This window comes from Paenalicyclobacillus ferrooxydans (genome assembly GCF_001399675.1).
Lineage (GTDB): Bacteria > Bacillota > Bacilli > Alicyclobacillales > Alicyclobacillaceae > Alicyclobacillus_B > Alicyclobacillus_B ferrooxydans.
The window spans coordinates 1-15,662 of the sequence record NZ_LJCO01000064.1; the positions used below are offsets into that span (position 1 = coordinate 1).

The window sequence follows — 15,662 nt, forward strand, 5'->3', positions numbered from 1 at the left end:
ACGACCGTTAAGACCTCCAGCGCCGATAATACTTGGAGCGCGAGTTCCTGGGAAGGTAGGACGTTGCCAGGCAAGTGAGTAACACAGAGGGCTCAGCAGAGATGCTGGGCTCTTTTTGTGTTGTGTCTTGATTGATTCGCGCGCGAAGGCGCGCACCTTCTATTCTTTTGTTCGATACTTTGAAAAGAGGATGTGGAAGGCAGGCCTGTGGCCTGCCCGACGCACGCGCGGGCTAAATGGCGATACAGCGGGTTCCCTAGGCTAGGCAGATAAGCGAAAGAATGTTCGTTGATGGCTGAATCCAGGCGGATACGGACGAAACAACGAACAGGACTTCCCTTGTAGGGGTTCGCAGCCCTCAAAAGTAGGTGAACGGAGGCAACAAGGGAAATCATGTGCGCTAAATGCCAGCCACCATGTGCAAAGGGAGCCAGAGAGGAAGATTTGTTCGTTCCCATTAAGGCGATGCGGCACTTTTGTTCGTTATGGACCATACAGAGGAAGATTCGTTTGTACCGCCGGGCCGGAGACCTCGCTCGGTACGTCCTGTCCTGATTGATTCGCGCGCGAAGGCGCGCACCTTCTACGCTTTGTCTCTTGCATTTTGCTTTGAATTTGAAAGCTGGGAGACCATCGAGAATAGTAATACAAAGGACAACAGTGAATGAGAGGCACAAGCATAAAAGCAGAAGCAAAAGAGGATGTGGAAGGCAGGCCTGAGGCCTGCCCGCTGCACGTGTAAGGTAAGTGGCGTTGCAGGGGGGCCTTAGGCTAGGCAGATAAGGGAAAGAATGTTCGTTGATGGCTGATTTTAGGCACGTACGGACGAAACAACGAACAGGACTTCCCTTGTAGGGGTTCGCAGCCCTCAAAAGTAGGTGAACGGAGGCAACAAGGGAAGTCCTGTGCGCTAGAATGTCAGCCACCATGTGAAAACGGAGCAAGAGAGGAAGATTTGTTCGTTCTCATCTGCGTGATGCGGCACTTTTGTCCGTTATATGGCAGACAGAGGAAGATTCGTTTGTACCGCCGTGCCGTGCCGGGCCGGGCCAGAGACCTCGCTCGGTGCGTCCTGTCCTGATTGATTCGCGCGCGAAGGCGCGCACCTTCTACGCTTTGTCTTTGCATTATGCTTTGACTTTGACAGCTGTGAGTGTGAGGTCATCGAGAATAGTAAGACAAAGGACAACAGCGAATGAGAGGCAGGAGTATAACATCAGAAGCAAAACCGGATGTGGAAGGCAGGCCTGTGGCCTGCCCGTTGCAACCGGAAGTTAAGTGGCGTTGCAGGGGGTTCCTTAGGATGGGGAGATAAGGGAAAGAATGTTCGTTGACGGCTGATTCCGGGTAAGTACGGACGGAACAACGAACAGAATGTCCCTTGTAGGGGTTCGCAGCCCTCGAAAGCCGGCGAACCGAGGCAACAAGGGAAGTCCTGTACGCTAAAATGTGAGCCGCTATGTGAAAACGGAGCAAGAGAGGAAGATTTGTTCCTTCCCATTCAGGCGATGCGGCAACTTTGTTCGTTATCACCGCAGCAGAAGAAATTCTGTCCGCTAGGTTCACGCTGTGTACCAGGTTCACGCTGTGCACCAGGTTCACGCTGTGCGCCAGGTTCACGCTCTGCGCCAGGTTCACGCTCTGCACCAGGTTCACGCTGTCCGCCAGGTTCACGCTGTGCACCAGGTTCACGCTGTGCACCAGGTTCACGCTGTGCACCAGGTTCACGCTCTGCACCAGGTTCACGCTGTCCGCGAGGTTCACGCTGTGCACCAGGTTCACGCCATGCGCCAGGTTCGTGCGGTGCAGGATAATTACCGCCCCTTATGGAGGGCACGGCCTCCCAGACCAGTCCTCTCCCGTACACGCATCTTAAACAGAAGTAAGCTGGGAACTGATTACACCGGAAGCGATACCGGCGTGTGGTGGAGATGTGCAAGCAGATCGTCTTTCCAGATGAGGACATTCCGCATATCGCCTGTCTCCTCGAAGCACTCGTGCCAACTGAACGCTTCCTGAAGCAGGTGTGGTGTATTTCCGCCTTTTGCGGTTGCGCGTTCAAAGTAGTCTCGGAGTGTATCCTGGTAATCAGGGTGGACGAGTTTTTCGATGATAACCTCTGCTCGCTCGCGAGCCGATAGGCCGCGTAAGTCGGCCAGTCCCCGCTCGGTGACGATGACATCGACATCGTGTTCAGTGTGATCAACGTGAGACACAAAGGGAACGATACTCGAAATAGCACCGCCTTTGGCAATGGACTTGGTTACGAAGATGGCGATGCCTGCATTACGGGCAAAGTCACCGGATCCGCCAATGCCGTTCATCATATGGGTGCCTCGGATGTGAGTCGAGTTCACATTGCCGTACATGTCGACCTCTAGTGCTGCGTTGATGGCGATGACACCGAGCCGACGGACGATTTCAGGGTGATTGGATATCTCTTGCGGCCGCAAAATGACCTTACTCCGGTACTTTTCAATATCAGGAATGATTTTGTGCATCATTGTCTCGGACAAGGTAAATGAGCAACTTGAGGCGAACGCTACTTTACCAGCCTCAAAGAGCTCAAATACGGCATCCTGCATGACTTCGGTGTAGATTTCAAGGTTCTCAAACGAAGAAGTCTTAAGTCCGCTTAATACCGCATTGGCTACCGATCCGACGCCGCTTTGCAGTGGAGCCAGGTTCTTCGGGAGTCGACCCTCTCGTACTTCATTCTCCAAAAACTCGAGAATATAATTGGCCATGGTCTGTGTTTCCATATCCGGTTGAACAATTGTTGATGGCGAGTCCCATTCGTCGGTGATGACAATCGCCGCAATCTTGTCAGGATCGCAGGGAATAGAGGCCCTTCCGATCCGGTCCTGGACTGAGACAAGTGGAATGGGTTGCCGATGCGGTCGCTTTTCTGGCAGATAGATGTCATGAATGCCTTCAAATTCGGCAGGGATAGCCATATTGAGTTCCACAATGACTTTTTTCGCTTGTTCAACGAACACCGGAGAGTTTCCAACACTGGTCGTCGGTACAATCCCGCCGTCTTCCGTGATGGCGACCGCTTCGATAATTGCAAGATCCATCTCGCCAAGAAGGCCGCTGCGAGCCCACTCAGCTGTGTGACTGAGGTGTTGATCGATGTATGCAACCTCACCGCGGTTGATTTGACTTCGCAGCGCAGCATCGCTCTGATATGGAAGGCGGCGCAGCGTCACATTCTGCCCAGCGAGGAGAGTGTCTGTGTCAGCAAGCGATGCTCCGGAATACAGATTGATTTTCATTGGCTCTGTTGTTTGCTCCAACCGTCTGACTAGTGCACGTGGGACCGCTTTCGCATCTCCAGACCGGGTAAACCCGCTGACGCCCACTGTCATGCCGTCCTGAATCATGTTTTGCGCCTCATCGGCGCTGATAATTCGAGAGCGCAAGTCGGGCCGTCGGATCCGCTCCTCATACATGTTCATCATCTCCAAGTAACCGTTTACATTTCGTCTATTCTGAAATATACAAACCAGCTTTTGATTTGTCTGGTGTTCTTGACAGACGCTGTTATTTGACGACAAAATCAACATAGAACGGATGAACAAAATGCCTATTTAGGCTATAGCTCAGATGAAGTATCTCGCGTAGGTGCTTCCGATCTGGCTGATGCCACTTGCTTAAATATGTCATAGGCTGTATGGACGGATTAAGCCCTGGCTAAACCGAACTGGACAACTGATTCATATGGACGCACCTTTGACCAAGTGATAGGTTTTGAACTCTGAGAGGTTTGCAACATGGAGGGGACCACCTTGGACGACAACGCATTGTGGGTACAGATCAGTCAAATACTTCGGGACCTCCTGCCGCCAGAAGCGTCGATTGCCGTGGCTAATGAATATCAATATCTAGACTACCGACCAGGCGAATACGATATTCATATTCAACCGGGGTCTACAATACCGCCGCGAAGCATCGCTGCACGTGTTGTCACACAAAAGGCCAGTATTGAGGGCTTTATAGACGCATCCTTGTTCGGGGTCCCTTACTTTGGCAGGGGGTACCCTTTTCATTTGGAGAACACAAGGGGGGCAGTGACCGTCATCTATCCACCGAACGCGGTGCCGATGAGTGAGAGTCAGGCCAATGTGTTTCGCCCTGGAGGTGCGAACTTTGAGACTGTTCGTCAGGGTTTACCCGCCTTTCCGCAACTGAGACAGGGGTCCCGGCTGGTAAGCCCTCCAGTCCGATTCGACCCTTCGGTTGAGCCATCTTCATACATTACAGGGCAGCAAGGAGAATCCTGGAGACCGATTCCCGTCAGCGAGATCGCATACTTTGAAAGTAAGGATAAGCGAAACTGGATGTACACCAAAGACGAGGCTTATACTACAATTCATACGCTTCAGTCCTTGGAAGCCATGTTACCCATGTCATTTTTACGGATCCATCGGTCGTATATTGTCAACATTGATATGATAGACCACATCAGTCGAGATCTCTCAGTTCCACTGTCCATTACGTTGTCTAAACCGACTGGACAGAAGTTGCCAGTGAGCCAATCATACGTGCGATTGGTTCGAAACAGGCTGGGTTTTTAGCCTATACTCTCATCAAAGGAATGATGTCTGTGTCAGAACAAAAGACATTTCAACTTCATATCACGTTGTATCCGATGCCGGATGGAATGTATGTCGCTACGTGTGCTGAGGTTCCGTCCTGCCAGATTCTGCGTCAGAACAAAGAGCATGCTTATACAGACGCCAGGAAATACGTCATGCAGTTCCTGCGCGAGCGTGAGGCCGAGGGCCGCCCATTTGAAGTTCCTGAGATTCGTGAGGTAGAGTTTCGAATCTAGAATTCGTATCTGGAGTTTCGAGTCTGGAGTTTCGAATTTGGAGTTTCGGGTCTAGAATTGTGGTCTGAAGGAGTGACGGGGTGATGACACGTCACTATGTTTATGTTGTGGAGTGTGCAGATGGCTCCTTGTACACCGGGTGGACGACGGATGTAGACAAGCGAATTGCCGCCCATAACACAGGCCGGGGTGCAAAATACACGCGCAGCCGGCGCCCAGTCGCCCTCAAACTCGTCGAAAGCTACGAAGATAAATCACAGGCACTGAAGAGAGAGGTCGAGATCAAGCGGATGCAACGCCGCGAAAAGCAGCGTCTCATTGACCAATATGAGCAATAGCAGCTGTGCACGAGACTGTCATTCCTAAGAATGCAGTTGCGAACTCATGAGAATTAGATACGACCTAAGACAGAAGTGGAACTCATGAGATTAGACACGACCTCAGAAAGAAGTGGATGAACAGACATGAAGAAGTGGTTGCTGTCTACGGGAGTTCTCGTTGTATCTCTGGTTTTGATGTGGGGATTCTCGTGGGCCTTTATCAAAATTGGCCTCATGTACTCGCCGCCCTTGATTTTTGCTGGGTTACGGACGCTCATCGGCGGCTTAGCGTTGGTGGTTGTCGCCGCCTTCAATGGAACGCGTCCCCAGTTTCGTCAGTATTGGCACGTTTACGTTATCTCCGCAATATTTAACGCTTTTTTGTTTTTCGGGTTGCAGACGGTTGGGATGGAGTTCTTGCCGTCCGGGTTGCTTTCCGTGCTTGTGTATCTGCAACCGATCCTTGCAGGTGTCATGGCTTGGATGTTCCTCGGTGAGCAATTGACTGTCCGAAAGGTCATTGGCCTGTGCGCTGGATTTCTCGGTGTGGCGGCAGTCAGCCTCGGGAGCATCGCAGGGCACACGTCTCCAATCGGCGTGATCCTTGCGATTTGCGGTGGATTTGCTTGGGCGATTGGAACGGTCTACTCAAAACGCGTTCAAGGCAGGGTCAACATGACATGGCTGGTTGCGTTGCAGTTTGTCTTGGGTGGTGTGGGTCTGCTTGCAAGTAGTGCTTTCAGTGAATCGTTCTCAGCGATCCATTGGACGATCCCGCTTCTCATCAGCCTGATTTACTCGTGCTTCATCGGAGTTTCCCTGTCCTGGATTGTATGGTTTACCTTAGTGCATCGCGGTGAGGTGAGCCGGGTTACGTCGTATGTGTTTTTCGTCCCCATTTTGTCTGTGTTCATCGGAATTGTCTTTCTCCATGAACGATTTACGCTGTATTTACTAGTCGGGCTTGTTTTTGTCGCGTTAGGAATCTATCTTGTCAACGCAAAAGCAAAATCTAAACTGTCCTTTGCTGATGCGAGGGCATCGGATGCTCCGCTGCAAGACGGGCGATAAACGTATACTGGTCGTAACAGCCTGGGGACTCCTTCCACCCGCGTATGCGGGGAGAGGGAGTCCCTTCAGTGTTTCGCCAGTGCAACACCCGTTTCCCAGACGTCTCGTGGTAACGCGGCTCTAAGACCAAGCGCGGTATGCTTGAGTTCTATTTTGCGCCGGCTGTGCCACTTGAGTGCTGCATTTAACATCGGTCGGTTCACTGCCGGATCGTCATCGAGATCGACGAGGGCATGTTCTGCTTCTTTATCGTGGGCTTTGGCTTCAACCAAACAGCCTACCGTTAACGAAAAGAGCTCACTGGTATCGGCATCGGCTCCCCACAACAGACGACGCAGATGACCCCCTGCAGTGCTCCTGTAATAGGTTGTCGCCCGATTCGCCTGTTCAAGTACCGACCATGCGCCTCGGTCGCGCAAGTTCGGGTCGTTCTGCATCTCTGCTACAATGGAGCAGAAGACTTGTTCCGCGAGAATGCTCATGTCGAGATAGCGAATCACGTTCGCAGCAATGGCATAGTGTTCAGACCCATAAAACACATATTTCCCCCCTCCCGGATACTGCGCTGACGCAACATGCTGTATTCATATGGGCATTCGCCTCAAGTTGTGATGGGTTGCCGGAAGATCTCCTTTGCAACGGATTGGACGCGGATTTGAAATCGATGAAAGAGGTGATGCAGAGTGATGAATGTTCATGTGCTCGGCTGTTGGGGTGCGTACCCTGAAGCTGGCCAGGCGACGACGGGATTGCTGGTTGAGACCGACAAACACAAAATTTTAGTTGACGTTGGATCCGGTGTACTCGCGCAGCTGCTTGATGTATGTGCCATTCCTGAACTGACCGCACTCATCGTTACACATCACCACCATGACCACACAGCGGATTTCGGTGTCTTGACTTACGCACTTTTGCTGGCGAGGCTGATGGGCAAGCGTAAAAGACCTTTGCCGATGTACATGTTAAAGGGGTCCGAAGAAAGAATGAGGGACCTTTCGAAGGAACCGCTGGCAGACGTACATATCGTGAATGCCACATCGGAGATCCAGATCGACGGCGTCCGAGTGACCTTTGCGCCAACGATTCACCCGGTGCCCTGTCTCGCGGTTCGGATTGAATACAGTGGAGAGGTGTTTGTCTTCTCCGCAGACACAGCGTATTCAGAACCCGTGATTGCCCTAGCCAAGAATGCTGACCTGTTTTTGTGCGAATCAAGTATGTACAAGGGTCAGGAGAAAGAAGCTAAAGGCCCAGGACACGTCACAGCACCCCAGGCAGGTCAAATGGCGGGTCTAGCGGATGTCAAACAGCTCGTTTTAACGCACTTGCCGCACTATGGGAACCATCAAGATCTCATTACACAGGCGATGGAGACGTACCATGGGCCGGTAACCTTGGCACAGCACCGTATGATTCTTCAGGTTGGAGGTCAACAGATTTGATAGATGAGGCACACGCGGCATCCGCCGTGCGCTTTGAAGGTGTGACGAAAACATTCGTGGAACGCAATCAGCCGACGCACGTTTTACGTGGAATCAGCGGCGAGGTGCCAGTTGGGAAGACGTTGACGCTGGTCGGTCCGTCAGGATCGGGAAAGAGTACCCTCTTGTCGCTGTGCAACCTGCTGTTAACACCGGATGAAGGTCAGGTGTACATCAATGGAAGGGAAGTTCGGCAGTGGTCTATTCCAAAGCTGCGTCAAACTGTCGGTATGGCTTTTCAGACACCCACTTTGTTTCCTGGGACGGTCCAAGATAACCTTGAACTCGGACCTCAGCTGCGGGGAGAACGGCTGAAGAATCCGGAAGAATGGATGGAGGCGGTTGACCTTCCGGCGAATCTGCTGGGACGCAGTGTGGAAGAGTTGTCCGGGGGACAGCGTCAGCGGATCGCGCTTGTTCGCACCATTTTAAATGGCCCATCGATTCTTCTGCTTGACGAGGTAACCTCTGCGCTCGACCCTTCATCGACTCAAGTCGTTGAAAAATTGATTACAGACTGGAAAGCAAAATCAGGTGCTGCGATTTTGTGGGTGACTCACCACCTTGATCAAGCACGTCGATTGGGCGATATCACGTGGTATGTGGAAGCGGGTGAGCTCTTGGAGGCGAATGATACAAAGACGTTCTTTACGCGTCCGGAGACCGAACAGGCTCGGTCCTTCATTCATCACAAAGACGCTGAATTGGATGACACAGACGGGGGAGGCGAAGAGGCATGAGTTTGCTGTCACTTTCGCTCACTTTGGCGTTTGTCGCTGTTGCATTTGCGGTAGCACTTTGGCAACGGCTCGGCATTGAGCGCGATATCGTGGTGTCGGTTGTCCGGGCTACGATCCAACTGCTGATTGTCGGGTACATCCTGAAGTGGGTGTTCACGTCAAAATCGTCTCTGTACACGGTGTTGATGGTTCTCATCATGATTGCGGTGGCAGTAGAGAACGCTCGTCGACGCGGGCGTCAAATTCCTGGCGTTTGGTGGCGATTGACCATTGCCATCTCACTGACGACATTCGTGACCATTGGTTTCTTGCTGCTTGTGCGCATCATTCCATGGACGCCTCAGTACGTAATTCCACTCTCGGGGCTCATGACCGGGAACTCGATGGTGCTGTCATCGTTGTTTCTAAATAACCTGGTTTCGGAGACAAAGAACAGACGAGAGGAAGTCAATGTCCTCCTCTCGCTCGGCGCAACACCTCCTCAGGCCATTCGTCATGTGGTCAATCGTGCGATTCGGACGAGTATGATTCCGACTGTGGATTCCATGAAGACGACAGGCCTGGTTCAACTTCCTGGCATTATGACTGGTCAAATCTTGGCCGGACAGGATCCGGTTACAGCCGTTCGCTACCAGCTGCTGATTCTGTTCGCCATCCTGAGTGCGGCAGCGATTACGAGCATCACACTCGGATACATGACCAAGAACAGTCTGTTTAATCGTCACATGCAGCTGCTACAGGCATTTACACATCGCGAAGCATAACGACAGCTATGAACCAACAATCGTGCCTCCGTTCACGTGGATGACCTGCCCGGTAACGTAGGTACTTGCACGCGATGCGAGATAGACATATGCCGGGGCAACCTCGACCGGTTGCCCCGCGCGCCCAAGCGGAGTGTCGGCACCGAAAGACATGACTTGATTGGCATCAAATGTGGATGGAATCAAGGGCGTCCAAATTGGACCTGGAGCGACGGCATTGACACGAATTTGGCGCGGGGCCAGGGACAAAGCCAGTGAGCGTGTAAAGGTGACAATGGCACCCTTAGTGGCTGAGTAATCGATGAGAGTCTTGTTTCCTTCGTAGGCTGTGACCGATGCCGTATTGATGATGGTGCTTCCCGACTGCAGGTGTGGGAGCGCAGCTTTAGACATATAAAAGAAGGAGAAGACATTGGTCTGAAACGTGGACTCGAGTTGATGTTTGCTGATGTACTCAATACCGTTTTGAGGGTGTTGCTCAGCGGCATTGTTCACGAGGATGTCCATCTGTCCGAAAGTCTGGATGGTTTTCGCAACCGCTTCAATGCAGTTTTCCTCTTCGCCGACATCCATCGCTTGCAACAGGCACTTGCGGCCCATGGACTCTACCATTTGTTTGGTTTGCTTGGCGTCTTCGTGCTCGTTCAGGTAGACGATAGCAATGTCGGCCCCCTCTTTCGCAAAGGCCAAAGCCACAGCGCGCCCAATGCCGCTGTCCCCACCGGTGATGAGTGCCGTGGAACCGGTCAGTAGACCGCTTTTTTTGTCATCTTGCCACATGAAAACAGGCTGTGGGGACATCTCTGTTTCGAGTCCCGGCTGATTGACCTGATGTTGAGCTGGAAATTGATTTGGGAAGTTCGGTACGTCTTCTTTTCGCACAGGTCACACCCCTTTCAGACCTTAGAGTGATCCTCGATGGGAGACTTATGCGGACGGCGGACGCTTCTTGTGATATATCTGAATTATGAGGAAGGAGGGCTGGTGATGCTGCGGTGGCTGAAACACGGAAAGTGGCCGAGGTGGATGGTGCGACTACATTACTACTCCATCGTATCGTTTATTCTCCTGATTTGCTCAGGAGTTGCATTGTTCTGGCAGCCGGTTCATACTGCTTTGATTCCGTACCTGCCGGCCATTTACCGCATTCACATTGTGTTAGGCATTATTTTTGGCGTGACCCTGCTTGTCCCGTTGATAGCGAGGCTCCCTGTCGGCAAACTTATCCGGAGGCTTGATTGGATATTTCCGCTCTCCCTTGGGACTGTCATTGTCCTCACCGGGATTTTGCTTTGGCAAGTGACATGGTTTCCAACGACCTGGCGCAGCCTCGCTTTTCGTTGGCACGGATGGATCTCGTACGTACTTGGCGGCTGGCTCATCATCCATGGCATTTACAAAGCCTTGAGCTATCGCCCGGCGAATCACGGATTTAATGGGTATGTCGACCCGGAACGAAGGCAGTTCGTACGGTGGCTCGGCTACGGCGTGGTGGGAACGGTGGTACTGACGGTGATCGATCCGGTGCGTTTGTGGAAGGTTGTTGTCACGCCAGGAGGGGGTGGAGGCGCACAAGCGACCGGATCGTTCGCAGAATATTACACAGTGACAAATGGGTATCCCACGACCACCTTGTCATCGTATCAACTGCACATCGGCGGATTGGTGACGAAACCGTTGACGCTGAGTTGGCAACAGATTGCTAGTCTCGAAGCAGTGTCAGAAAAAGAGGACTTTCACTGCGTGACAGGGTGGAGCGTGGCCGGCGTGCACTGGAAAGGTATCCACCTTTCAACCATCACGGCGATGGTCGGACTGTCTTCGAATGTCAAATACGTGCACTTCTATTCCTTTGACGGGCAATACACAGAATCATTGTCGCTGCCTGAAGCGCTCGACAAAAGTGTCCTGCTTGCTTACGAGTTGGACGGTAAACCGCTCTCCACACCACAAGGGTTTCCACTGCGTTTGGTTGTGCCAAAGATGTACGGCTACAAGTCCATTAAGTGGGTAAATAAAGTCGAGTTCAGCGACAAACCGTTAACCGGCTATTGGGAATACAGAGGCTACCCGAACGAAGCCTACATCGGCACTTCCATTTGATCGATGTCTGATCACTTGATCGACTTGATCGATGTCGAATCACGACGTAACACGAATGGTCTGCAAACCCGGCACGTCAATAGTCCGTTTGACGTGCCGGCGGAAGGGTCCGTGTCATGCTTGCAGGCAATGCGCGAGCTGGGCTAGGCGTCGGCGAAGGTGCATCTGCACCTGCTTTTTGGCGGCGCCGTCTTTCCTTGGCTGCATCTGCATCTGCCTTCGGCCTGCGCAGGAATAATGCCATGAACAAGGCGAGCGCTGACAACCCCGTGGCGACAAGATAGGCGTCATTAATACCGCTCACGGTCGCCCTTTGCATGACCATTCCATAGATGAGCTCCGTTGCAGTACTCGTGCCCTGTTGCAGCGGGACACCAAGTGCGTTGGCGGCAGCTTGGCTGATGCCATTGATGATATTCGAGAACTGCGGGTTAAATAGAGACAGGCTGTCCGCCATTCGTCCGTAATGAACGTAAGATTGGTTGGTCATGGTCGTTACGAGAAATGCAGTTCCGATGGAACCCGCGATCATCCGAACTGTGTTCGAAGCCGCTGTACCATGACTGTTTAACTGCCTTGGCAAGGCGTTAAGGCCAAACGTCATAATGGTCATGGCCAAGAACGACATCCCGAACATCCGGAACGTGTACAGCACCATCACATGACTGTAACTCGTTGTCATGGTCAGGTGCGTGAACTGGTACGTTGTAATGACCGTGATGAGCAATCCCACAATGGCTAGAGGGCGGATGCCGATGCGATCGAGCAATGCGCCAGACACGGGCGACATAATGCCCATCAGAATCGCACCCGGAAGTAACAACAGGCCAGATTGCAGAGATGTATACCCACGGATGTTTTGGATGTAGATAGGTGTTAGAATTGCGCCGCCGAACATCGCCATGTTGACGACCGAGCTGACAGCCGCTGACAGACTGAATCTGCCGTACTTGAAGACACGCAGGTTGAGCATTGGCTTCTTGGCGGTAAATTCACGAATAATGAACAGGATGATAAACACAACCCCGAGAATGAGTGAGACCCGAACTTCACCGCTCCCCCATCCCTTGTTGCCTGCCTCACTAAACCCATACAACAACCCGCCAAAACCAAGCGTCGACGTAATGAAACCAAGGGTGTCGAACGTAGGTTTGGAGCGTTCTGTAACGTTTTTCAAATAAACCATGGCCAAGATAATGTCGAGGATGGCGAGTGGAATCACGACGTAAAACAACAACCGCCAGGACCAGTTTTCAAGCATCCAGCCAGAGAGGGTGGGTCCGACAGCAGGTGCGAAAAACATCGCAATTCCGATGGTACCCATGGCTTTTCCGCGAACCTCGGGAGGATAGAGATTCAACACCACGGTCATCATCAGCGGCATCATTACGCCCGCGCCGGCAGCTTGGACTACCCGCCCCAACATCATGATGGTAAAAGAGGGTGCAACGCTGCAGATGAGCGAGCCAAGGGTAAAACTGCTCATGGCCGTAATGAACAACTGTCTCGTGGTGAATGTACCAATCAAGAACGCCGTAATCGGAACTAGTACACCATTGGTGAGCATGTAGCCTGTCGATAACCACTGAACTGTATCGGCGGAAACGTTGAACGCTGTCATTAGGTGAGGGATTGCCACGTTCAGGAGGGTCTGGTTCAGAATTGCTGCGAAGGCCCCAAATATGAGTACGCCCAAGATGGGGCCTTTGTGGATTTCGTTTGATTCATGATTGCCTATGGTTTGTGCCTCAGACATGCCAACCCTTCCTTCAATAACTGGTTTGATCGTTAAATATTATCTTGGCAAAAATATTAGCACGAAGGAGTATAAGACCTCCGCTTAGGCACTGTCAAGCTCGTACCCGTGCAAACAGCTTCGAAGACCTCTGCTCGGTTCTTCAAATCGTAAGCGTCTTTTCACCGTAGAAAGCCAAGTGACTTGTCTCTTCATATAAGGTGCCATCCAAATCGAGGATGAATACGCCGCAATCGGAGGGTTTCGAAATATCACCTTGTGATTAAGAAAGGGAGTGGTGGTGGCCAGTCGTTGTAAGTCATTTTCAGGCATTTTCAGTCCTTTTCTAAAATAAAGTCTGGACCAAAACGGCTGGTCCAGACTGAGGTCTCTTTCTCTCTATGCGGTTTTCTTATCACAGCGCGTGCCAGCGAACACAAAAACGGGTATTTCGTATTTGTGATTGAATCACTGTGTTTCGCTCCAAGCAGCTGACCCGCTTAATGGCTTAAGGCTTGATTCACGATGGTCGTCATGTTTTGAAGTGTAGCCGTCGTCGACTGGTTGCCATTGATACAGGCGGCCAACTGTGTATTTAGTGCATCCGAAACGTCTGACAATGCTGTCAGTCTTGGTGAGAAATAGGCGTCTTGAAGCTCTGTCGGTGCGATACCAACATTTGGATTATGGCTGACAAATGACTCCCAAGCGGGGTCTGTCAGGGCACTTTGACGAACGGGTAAATATCCCGTGCCTTCAGCCCATCCGATGGTGTTATCTTTAGACATCAGGAAATCGATGTACTCTGCCGCTGCTTGTTGTTCAGACGCGCTTGCATCCTTGAAGAGAACGATATTCGTCCCTGTTGCCGGGACCGCAGACTGCAATCCTTTTGGCAGCGGAGCGACGCTCCAGTGCGTGTTGTTATTTGTCATAAACTGTATCGATGTTGTGGAGTCAATGGTCATGGCATACTTGTTCGTGTTAAATCCGTCCGACAGGTATCCGGCCGGTGGAACAACCCAAGCAGCACTGTCTTGTTTAACCAGCTTGTTCAAGTAAGCCAAGGTATTCCGACCTGCTGCACTGTTGAGTGACGCTTGTTTCTGATCCGTTGAAAGAACCTGACCGCCAGCTTGGTTCAGAAACATCTCAAAGGTCGGCCAGTTGGCCTGAAAACCCAGACCCGGGACTCCGGTTGCCCTCGAGATTTGAATCGCGTCCTGCTCAAGTTGGCTCCACGTTGTGGGAGGGCTGGTTATGCCTGCCTTGCTGAAATCATCGGTATTGTAGTACAGAACATCAGCTGAGACTGTGAATGGTGCAGACACAAGATGCCCGTTGTACGAATTGTCGTTCTTTAAAACCGGAATCATGTCAGACACTGTACCTTGGCTTAATAGACCGCCAAGTGGTTGCAAGAGTCCCTGATTGTAGTAATCTGTTTCCCATGTATCTCGAACCTCTGCGATGGTGGGCGGTTGATTCGCGGCAATCGCAGCGTTTAACTTTTGCTGTTCTGTGGTGAATGATCCGTTAAACACAAGATTCACACGAATCGAAGGGTGCTGACTCATAAACGTGTTCGTCAGAGAGTTCAGTTCACTTGCGGCCGATCCGGACATAGCTTCATAGAACGTGATGGTAGCATTCGGATCGGTGGAGGCCTGTCCGCCCTGACCGTTCGTCTGCTGATTGGCTGCCTGATTTGCCTGATTTGCCTGATTTGGTTGAGTGTTGTTCCCGGTGGTGCTTGGGCTGGCAATTGGTGGAACTCCGCAGCCAGCGACGAGTGCAGCAGAGAGGGCAACTGTCGCCGTGGTGGCCATCCAACGATTGCGGTTCATCACAACTCATCCCCCTGTTATCCCGGTTCTCGTTAAAGACGAGGAAATTTTGACATCATTCGGCAGAATCTGATGAACCTTGACATATTCATCCTAGGATATATTGAACCTGTCTACAAGTAGTTATGGTAATTTCCGCCTTACATGGCTTGCCACTCTTGCCTCAGTAAACCGTACAGGTACATGTCGTGGTAATCGCCGTCTCGGTGCAAAAACTTTCGAAACGTACCTTCACGCAGAAAGCCAAGAGATTCGTATAGGTGAACTGCTCCTTTGTTGTAGGCGAACACAGTCAGTTGGATACGGCGCAGGTTGAGTTCATCAAAGGCAAACCGCAATAACGTATTTAGTGCATCCCGTCCGTAGCCTTTGCCACGATCTGATTCTTCACCGATGGCAATCACCAGCCAGCTGACTTGGTGCGACCAGAGGATACTGTCGAGTTCGACGTACCCGAGCAGCCGGTCATCATCTTGGTGGCGAACAGCGAACAGAAATCCATTTTGTTGGTTGATCCGGTTTTTGTACCAGTCTCGAATCTTTTCCGGGGACTGCGGGGCAGCGGGAATTGCGTCAAGGTGACGAAGAAAGTCGGATGCGCCGTACCAGCTCGTCACAATTTGGAGGTCTGATTCTTGCATTGCGTCCAGATAAATCGCTGTTCCTTTAAGTAAACCTTGCTTCAGCATTTCACCACTCCTGGTTGATCGGTCGACACAACTTTCGACAACTGATGCGCAATTCCTTTGAACCAGAAGCTGCGA

General features: G+C 51.7%; 15 protein-coding genes. 8 read left to right on the top strand and 7 right to left on the bottom strand.

All coding sequences use genetic code 11. The features are described 5' to 3' along the window. Positions 1-1,501: 1,501 nt before the first annotated feature. Both AN477_RS14705 and scpC read right to left on the bottom strand, forming a co-directional pair. Positions 1,502-1,837, bottom strand: a complete 336-nt coding sequence (locus AN477_RS14705; RefSeq protein ID WP_054969925.1) for a hypothetical protein — start codon at positions 1,835-1,837, stop codon at positions 1,502-1,504. Positions 1,838-1,898: 61 nt separating this feature from the next. Then, complete coding sequence (scpC, locus tag AN477_RS14710; protein WP_425388186.1) at positions 1,899-3,464, bottom strand: succinyl-CoA:acetate CoA-transferase ScpC; 1,566 nt, start codon at positions 3,462-3,464, stop codon at positions 1,899-1,901. A 327-nt stretch (positions 3,465-3,791) separates the two neighbouring features. Between scpC and AN477_RS14715 the strand changes: the two genes are divergently transcribed. The 4 genes from AN477_RS14715 to AN477_RS14730 all read left to right on the top strand — a co-directional run bounded on the left by AN477_RS14715 (position 3,792) and on the right by AN477_RS14730 (position 6,228). Continuing rightward, positions 3,792-4,580 carry a LytR/AlgR family response regulator transcription factor gene (locus AN477_RS14715; RefSeq protein ID WP_169787907.1) on the top strand — a complete coding sequence of 263 codons (789 nt, stop codon included), beginning with the start codon at positions 3,792-3,794 and terminating at the stop codon, positions 4,578-4,580. A gap of 29 nt (positions 4,581-4,609) precedes the next feature. Further along, positions 4,610-4,837 (top strand): hypothetical protein, encoded by a 228-nt coding sequence (locus AN477_RS14720; protein WP_245631836.1) that lies wholly within the window; start codon positions 4,610-4,612, stop codon positions 4,835-4,837. Positions 4,838-4,920: 83 nt separating this feature from the next. Next, on the top strand, positions 4,921-5,175 hold the full coding sequence (locus AN477_RS14725; protein ID WP_054969929.1) for a GIY-YIG nuclease family protein: 255 nt from the start codon (positions 4,921-4,923) through the stop codon (positions 5,173-5,175). 126 nt (positions 5,176-5,301) lie between these two features. Then, the gene (locus tag AN477_RS14730) at positions 5,302-6,228 is read left to right on the top strand and encodes a DMT family transporter (protein WP_054969930.1); all 927 of its coding nucleotides are present in this window, start codon (positions 5,302-5,304) and stop codon (positions 6,226-6,228) included. Between the two features lie 65 nt (positions 6,229-6,293). Here the strand turns inward: AN477_RS14730 and AN477_RS14735 are convergent, their stop codons facing one another. Then, positions 6,294-6,767 carry a hypothetical protein gene (locus AN477_RS14735; RefSeq protein ID WP_054969931.1) on the bottom strand — a complete coding sequence of 158 codons (474 nt, stop codon included), beginning with the start codon at positions 6,765-6,767 and terminating at the stop codon, positions 6,294-6,296. Between the two features lie 147 nt (positions 6,768-6,914). Here AN477_RS14735 and AN477_RS14740 point away from each other — a divergent pair, with 147 nt between their 5' ends. The 3 genes from AN477_RS14740 to AN477_RS14750 are packed head-to-tail and all read left to right on the top strand — an operon-like array spanning position 6,915 to position 9,213. Continuing rightward, positions 6,915-7,670 carry an MBL fold metallo-hydrolase gene (locus AN477_RS14740; protein WP_157061990.1) on the top strand — a complete coding sequence of 252 codons (756 nt, stop codon included), beginning with the start codon at positions 6,915-6,917 and terminating at the stop codon, positions 7,668-7,670. Continuing rightward, positions 7,667-8,449, top strand: coding sequence for an ABC transporter ATP-binding protein (locus AN477_RS14745; RefSeq protein WP_157061991.1), 783 nt, complete (start codon positions 7,667-7,669; stop codon positions 8,447-8,449). The genes AN477_RS14740 and AN477_RS14745 overlap by 4 nt, the downstream gene beginning before the upstream one ends. Further along, positions 8,446-9,213, top strand: coding sequence for an ABC transporter permease (locus tag AN477_RS14750; RefSeq protein ID WP_054969933.1), 768 nt, complete (start codon positions 8,446-8,448; stop codon positions 9,211-9,213). The genes AN477_RS14745 and AN477_RS14750 overlap by 4 nt, the downstream gene beginning before the upstream one ends. A gap of 6 nt (positions 9,214-9,219) precedes the next feature. Here AN477_RS14750 and AN477_RS14755 read toward each other — a convergent pair whose 3' ends face one another. Then, positions 9,220-10,095 carry an SDR family oxidoreductase gene (locus AN477_RS14755; protein ID WP_054969934.1) on the bottom strand — a complete coding sequence of 292 codons (876 nt, stop codon included), beginning with the start codon at positions 10,093-10,095 and terminating at the stop codon, positions 9,220-9,222. A gap of 105 nt (positions 10,096-10,200) precedes the next feature. Between AN477_RS14755 and AN477_RS14760 the strand changes: the two genes are divergently transcribed. Further along, positions 10,201-11,316 carry a molybdopterin-dependent oxidoreductase gene (locus AN477_RS14760; protein WP_054969935.1) on the top strand — a complete coding sequence of 372 codons (1,116 nt, stop codon included), beginning with the start codon at positions 10,201-10,203 and terminating at the stop codon, positions 11,314-11,316. A gap of 76 nt (positions 11,317-11,392) precedes the next feature. On the opposite strand, the gene AN477_RS14765 is transcribed toward AN477_RS14760, so the two are convergent. The 3 genes from AN477_RS14765 to AN477_RS14775 form a co-directional block, all read right to left on the bottom strand. Beyond that, entirely contained in the window at positions 11,393-13,072 is a 1,680-nt protein-coding gene (locus AN477_RS14765) for a DHA2 family efflux MFS transporter permease subunit (protein WP_054969936.1), read from the bottom strand. A gap of 479 nt (positions 13,073-13,551) precedes the next feature. Beyond that, positions 13,552-14,898, bottom strand: a complete 1,347-nt coding sequence (locus tag AN477_RS14770) for an extracellular solute-binding protein (RefSeq protein ID WP_245631842.1) — start codon at positions 14,896-14,898, stop codon at positions 13,552-13,554. 140 nt (positions 14,899-15,038) lie between these two features. Next, positions 15,039-15,587, bottom strand: coding sequence for a GNAT family N-acetyltransferase (locus AN477_RS14775; protein WP_054969938.1), 549 nt, complete (start codon positions 15,585-15,587; stop codon positions 15,039-15,041). Between the last annotated feature and the right edge of the window lie 75 nt (positions 15,588-15,662).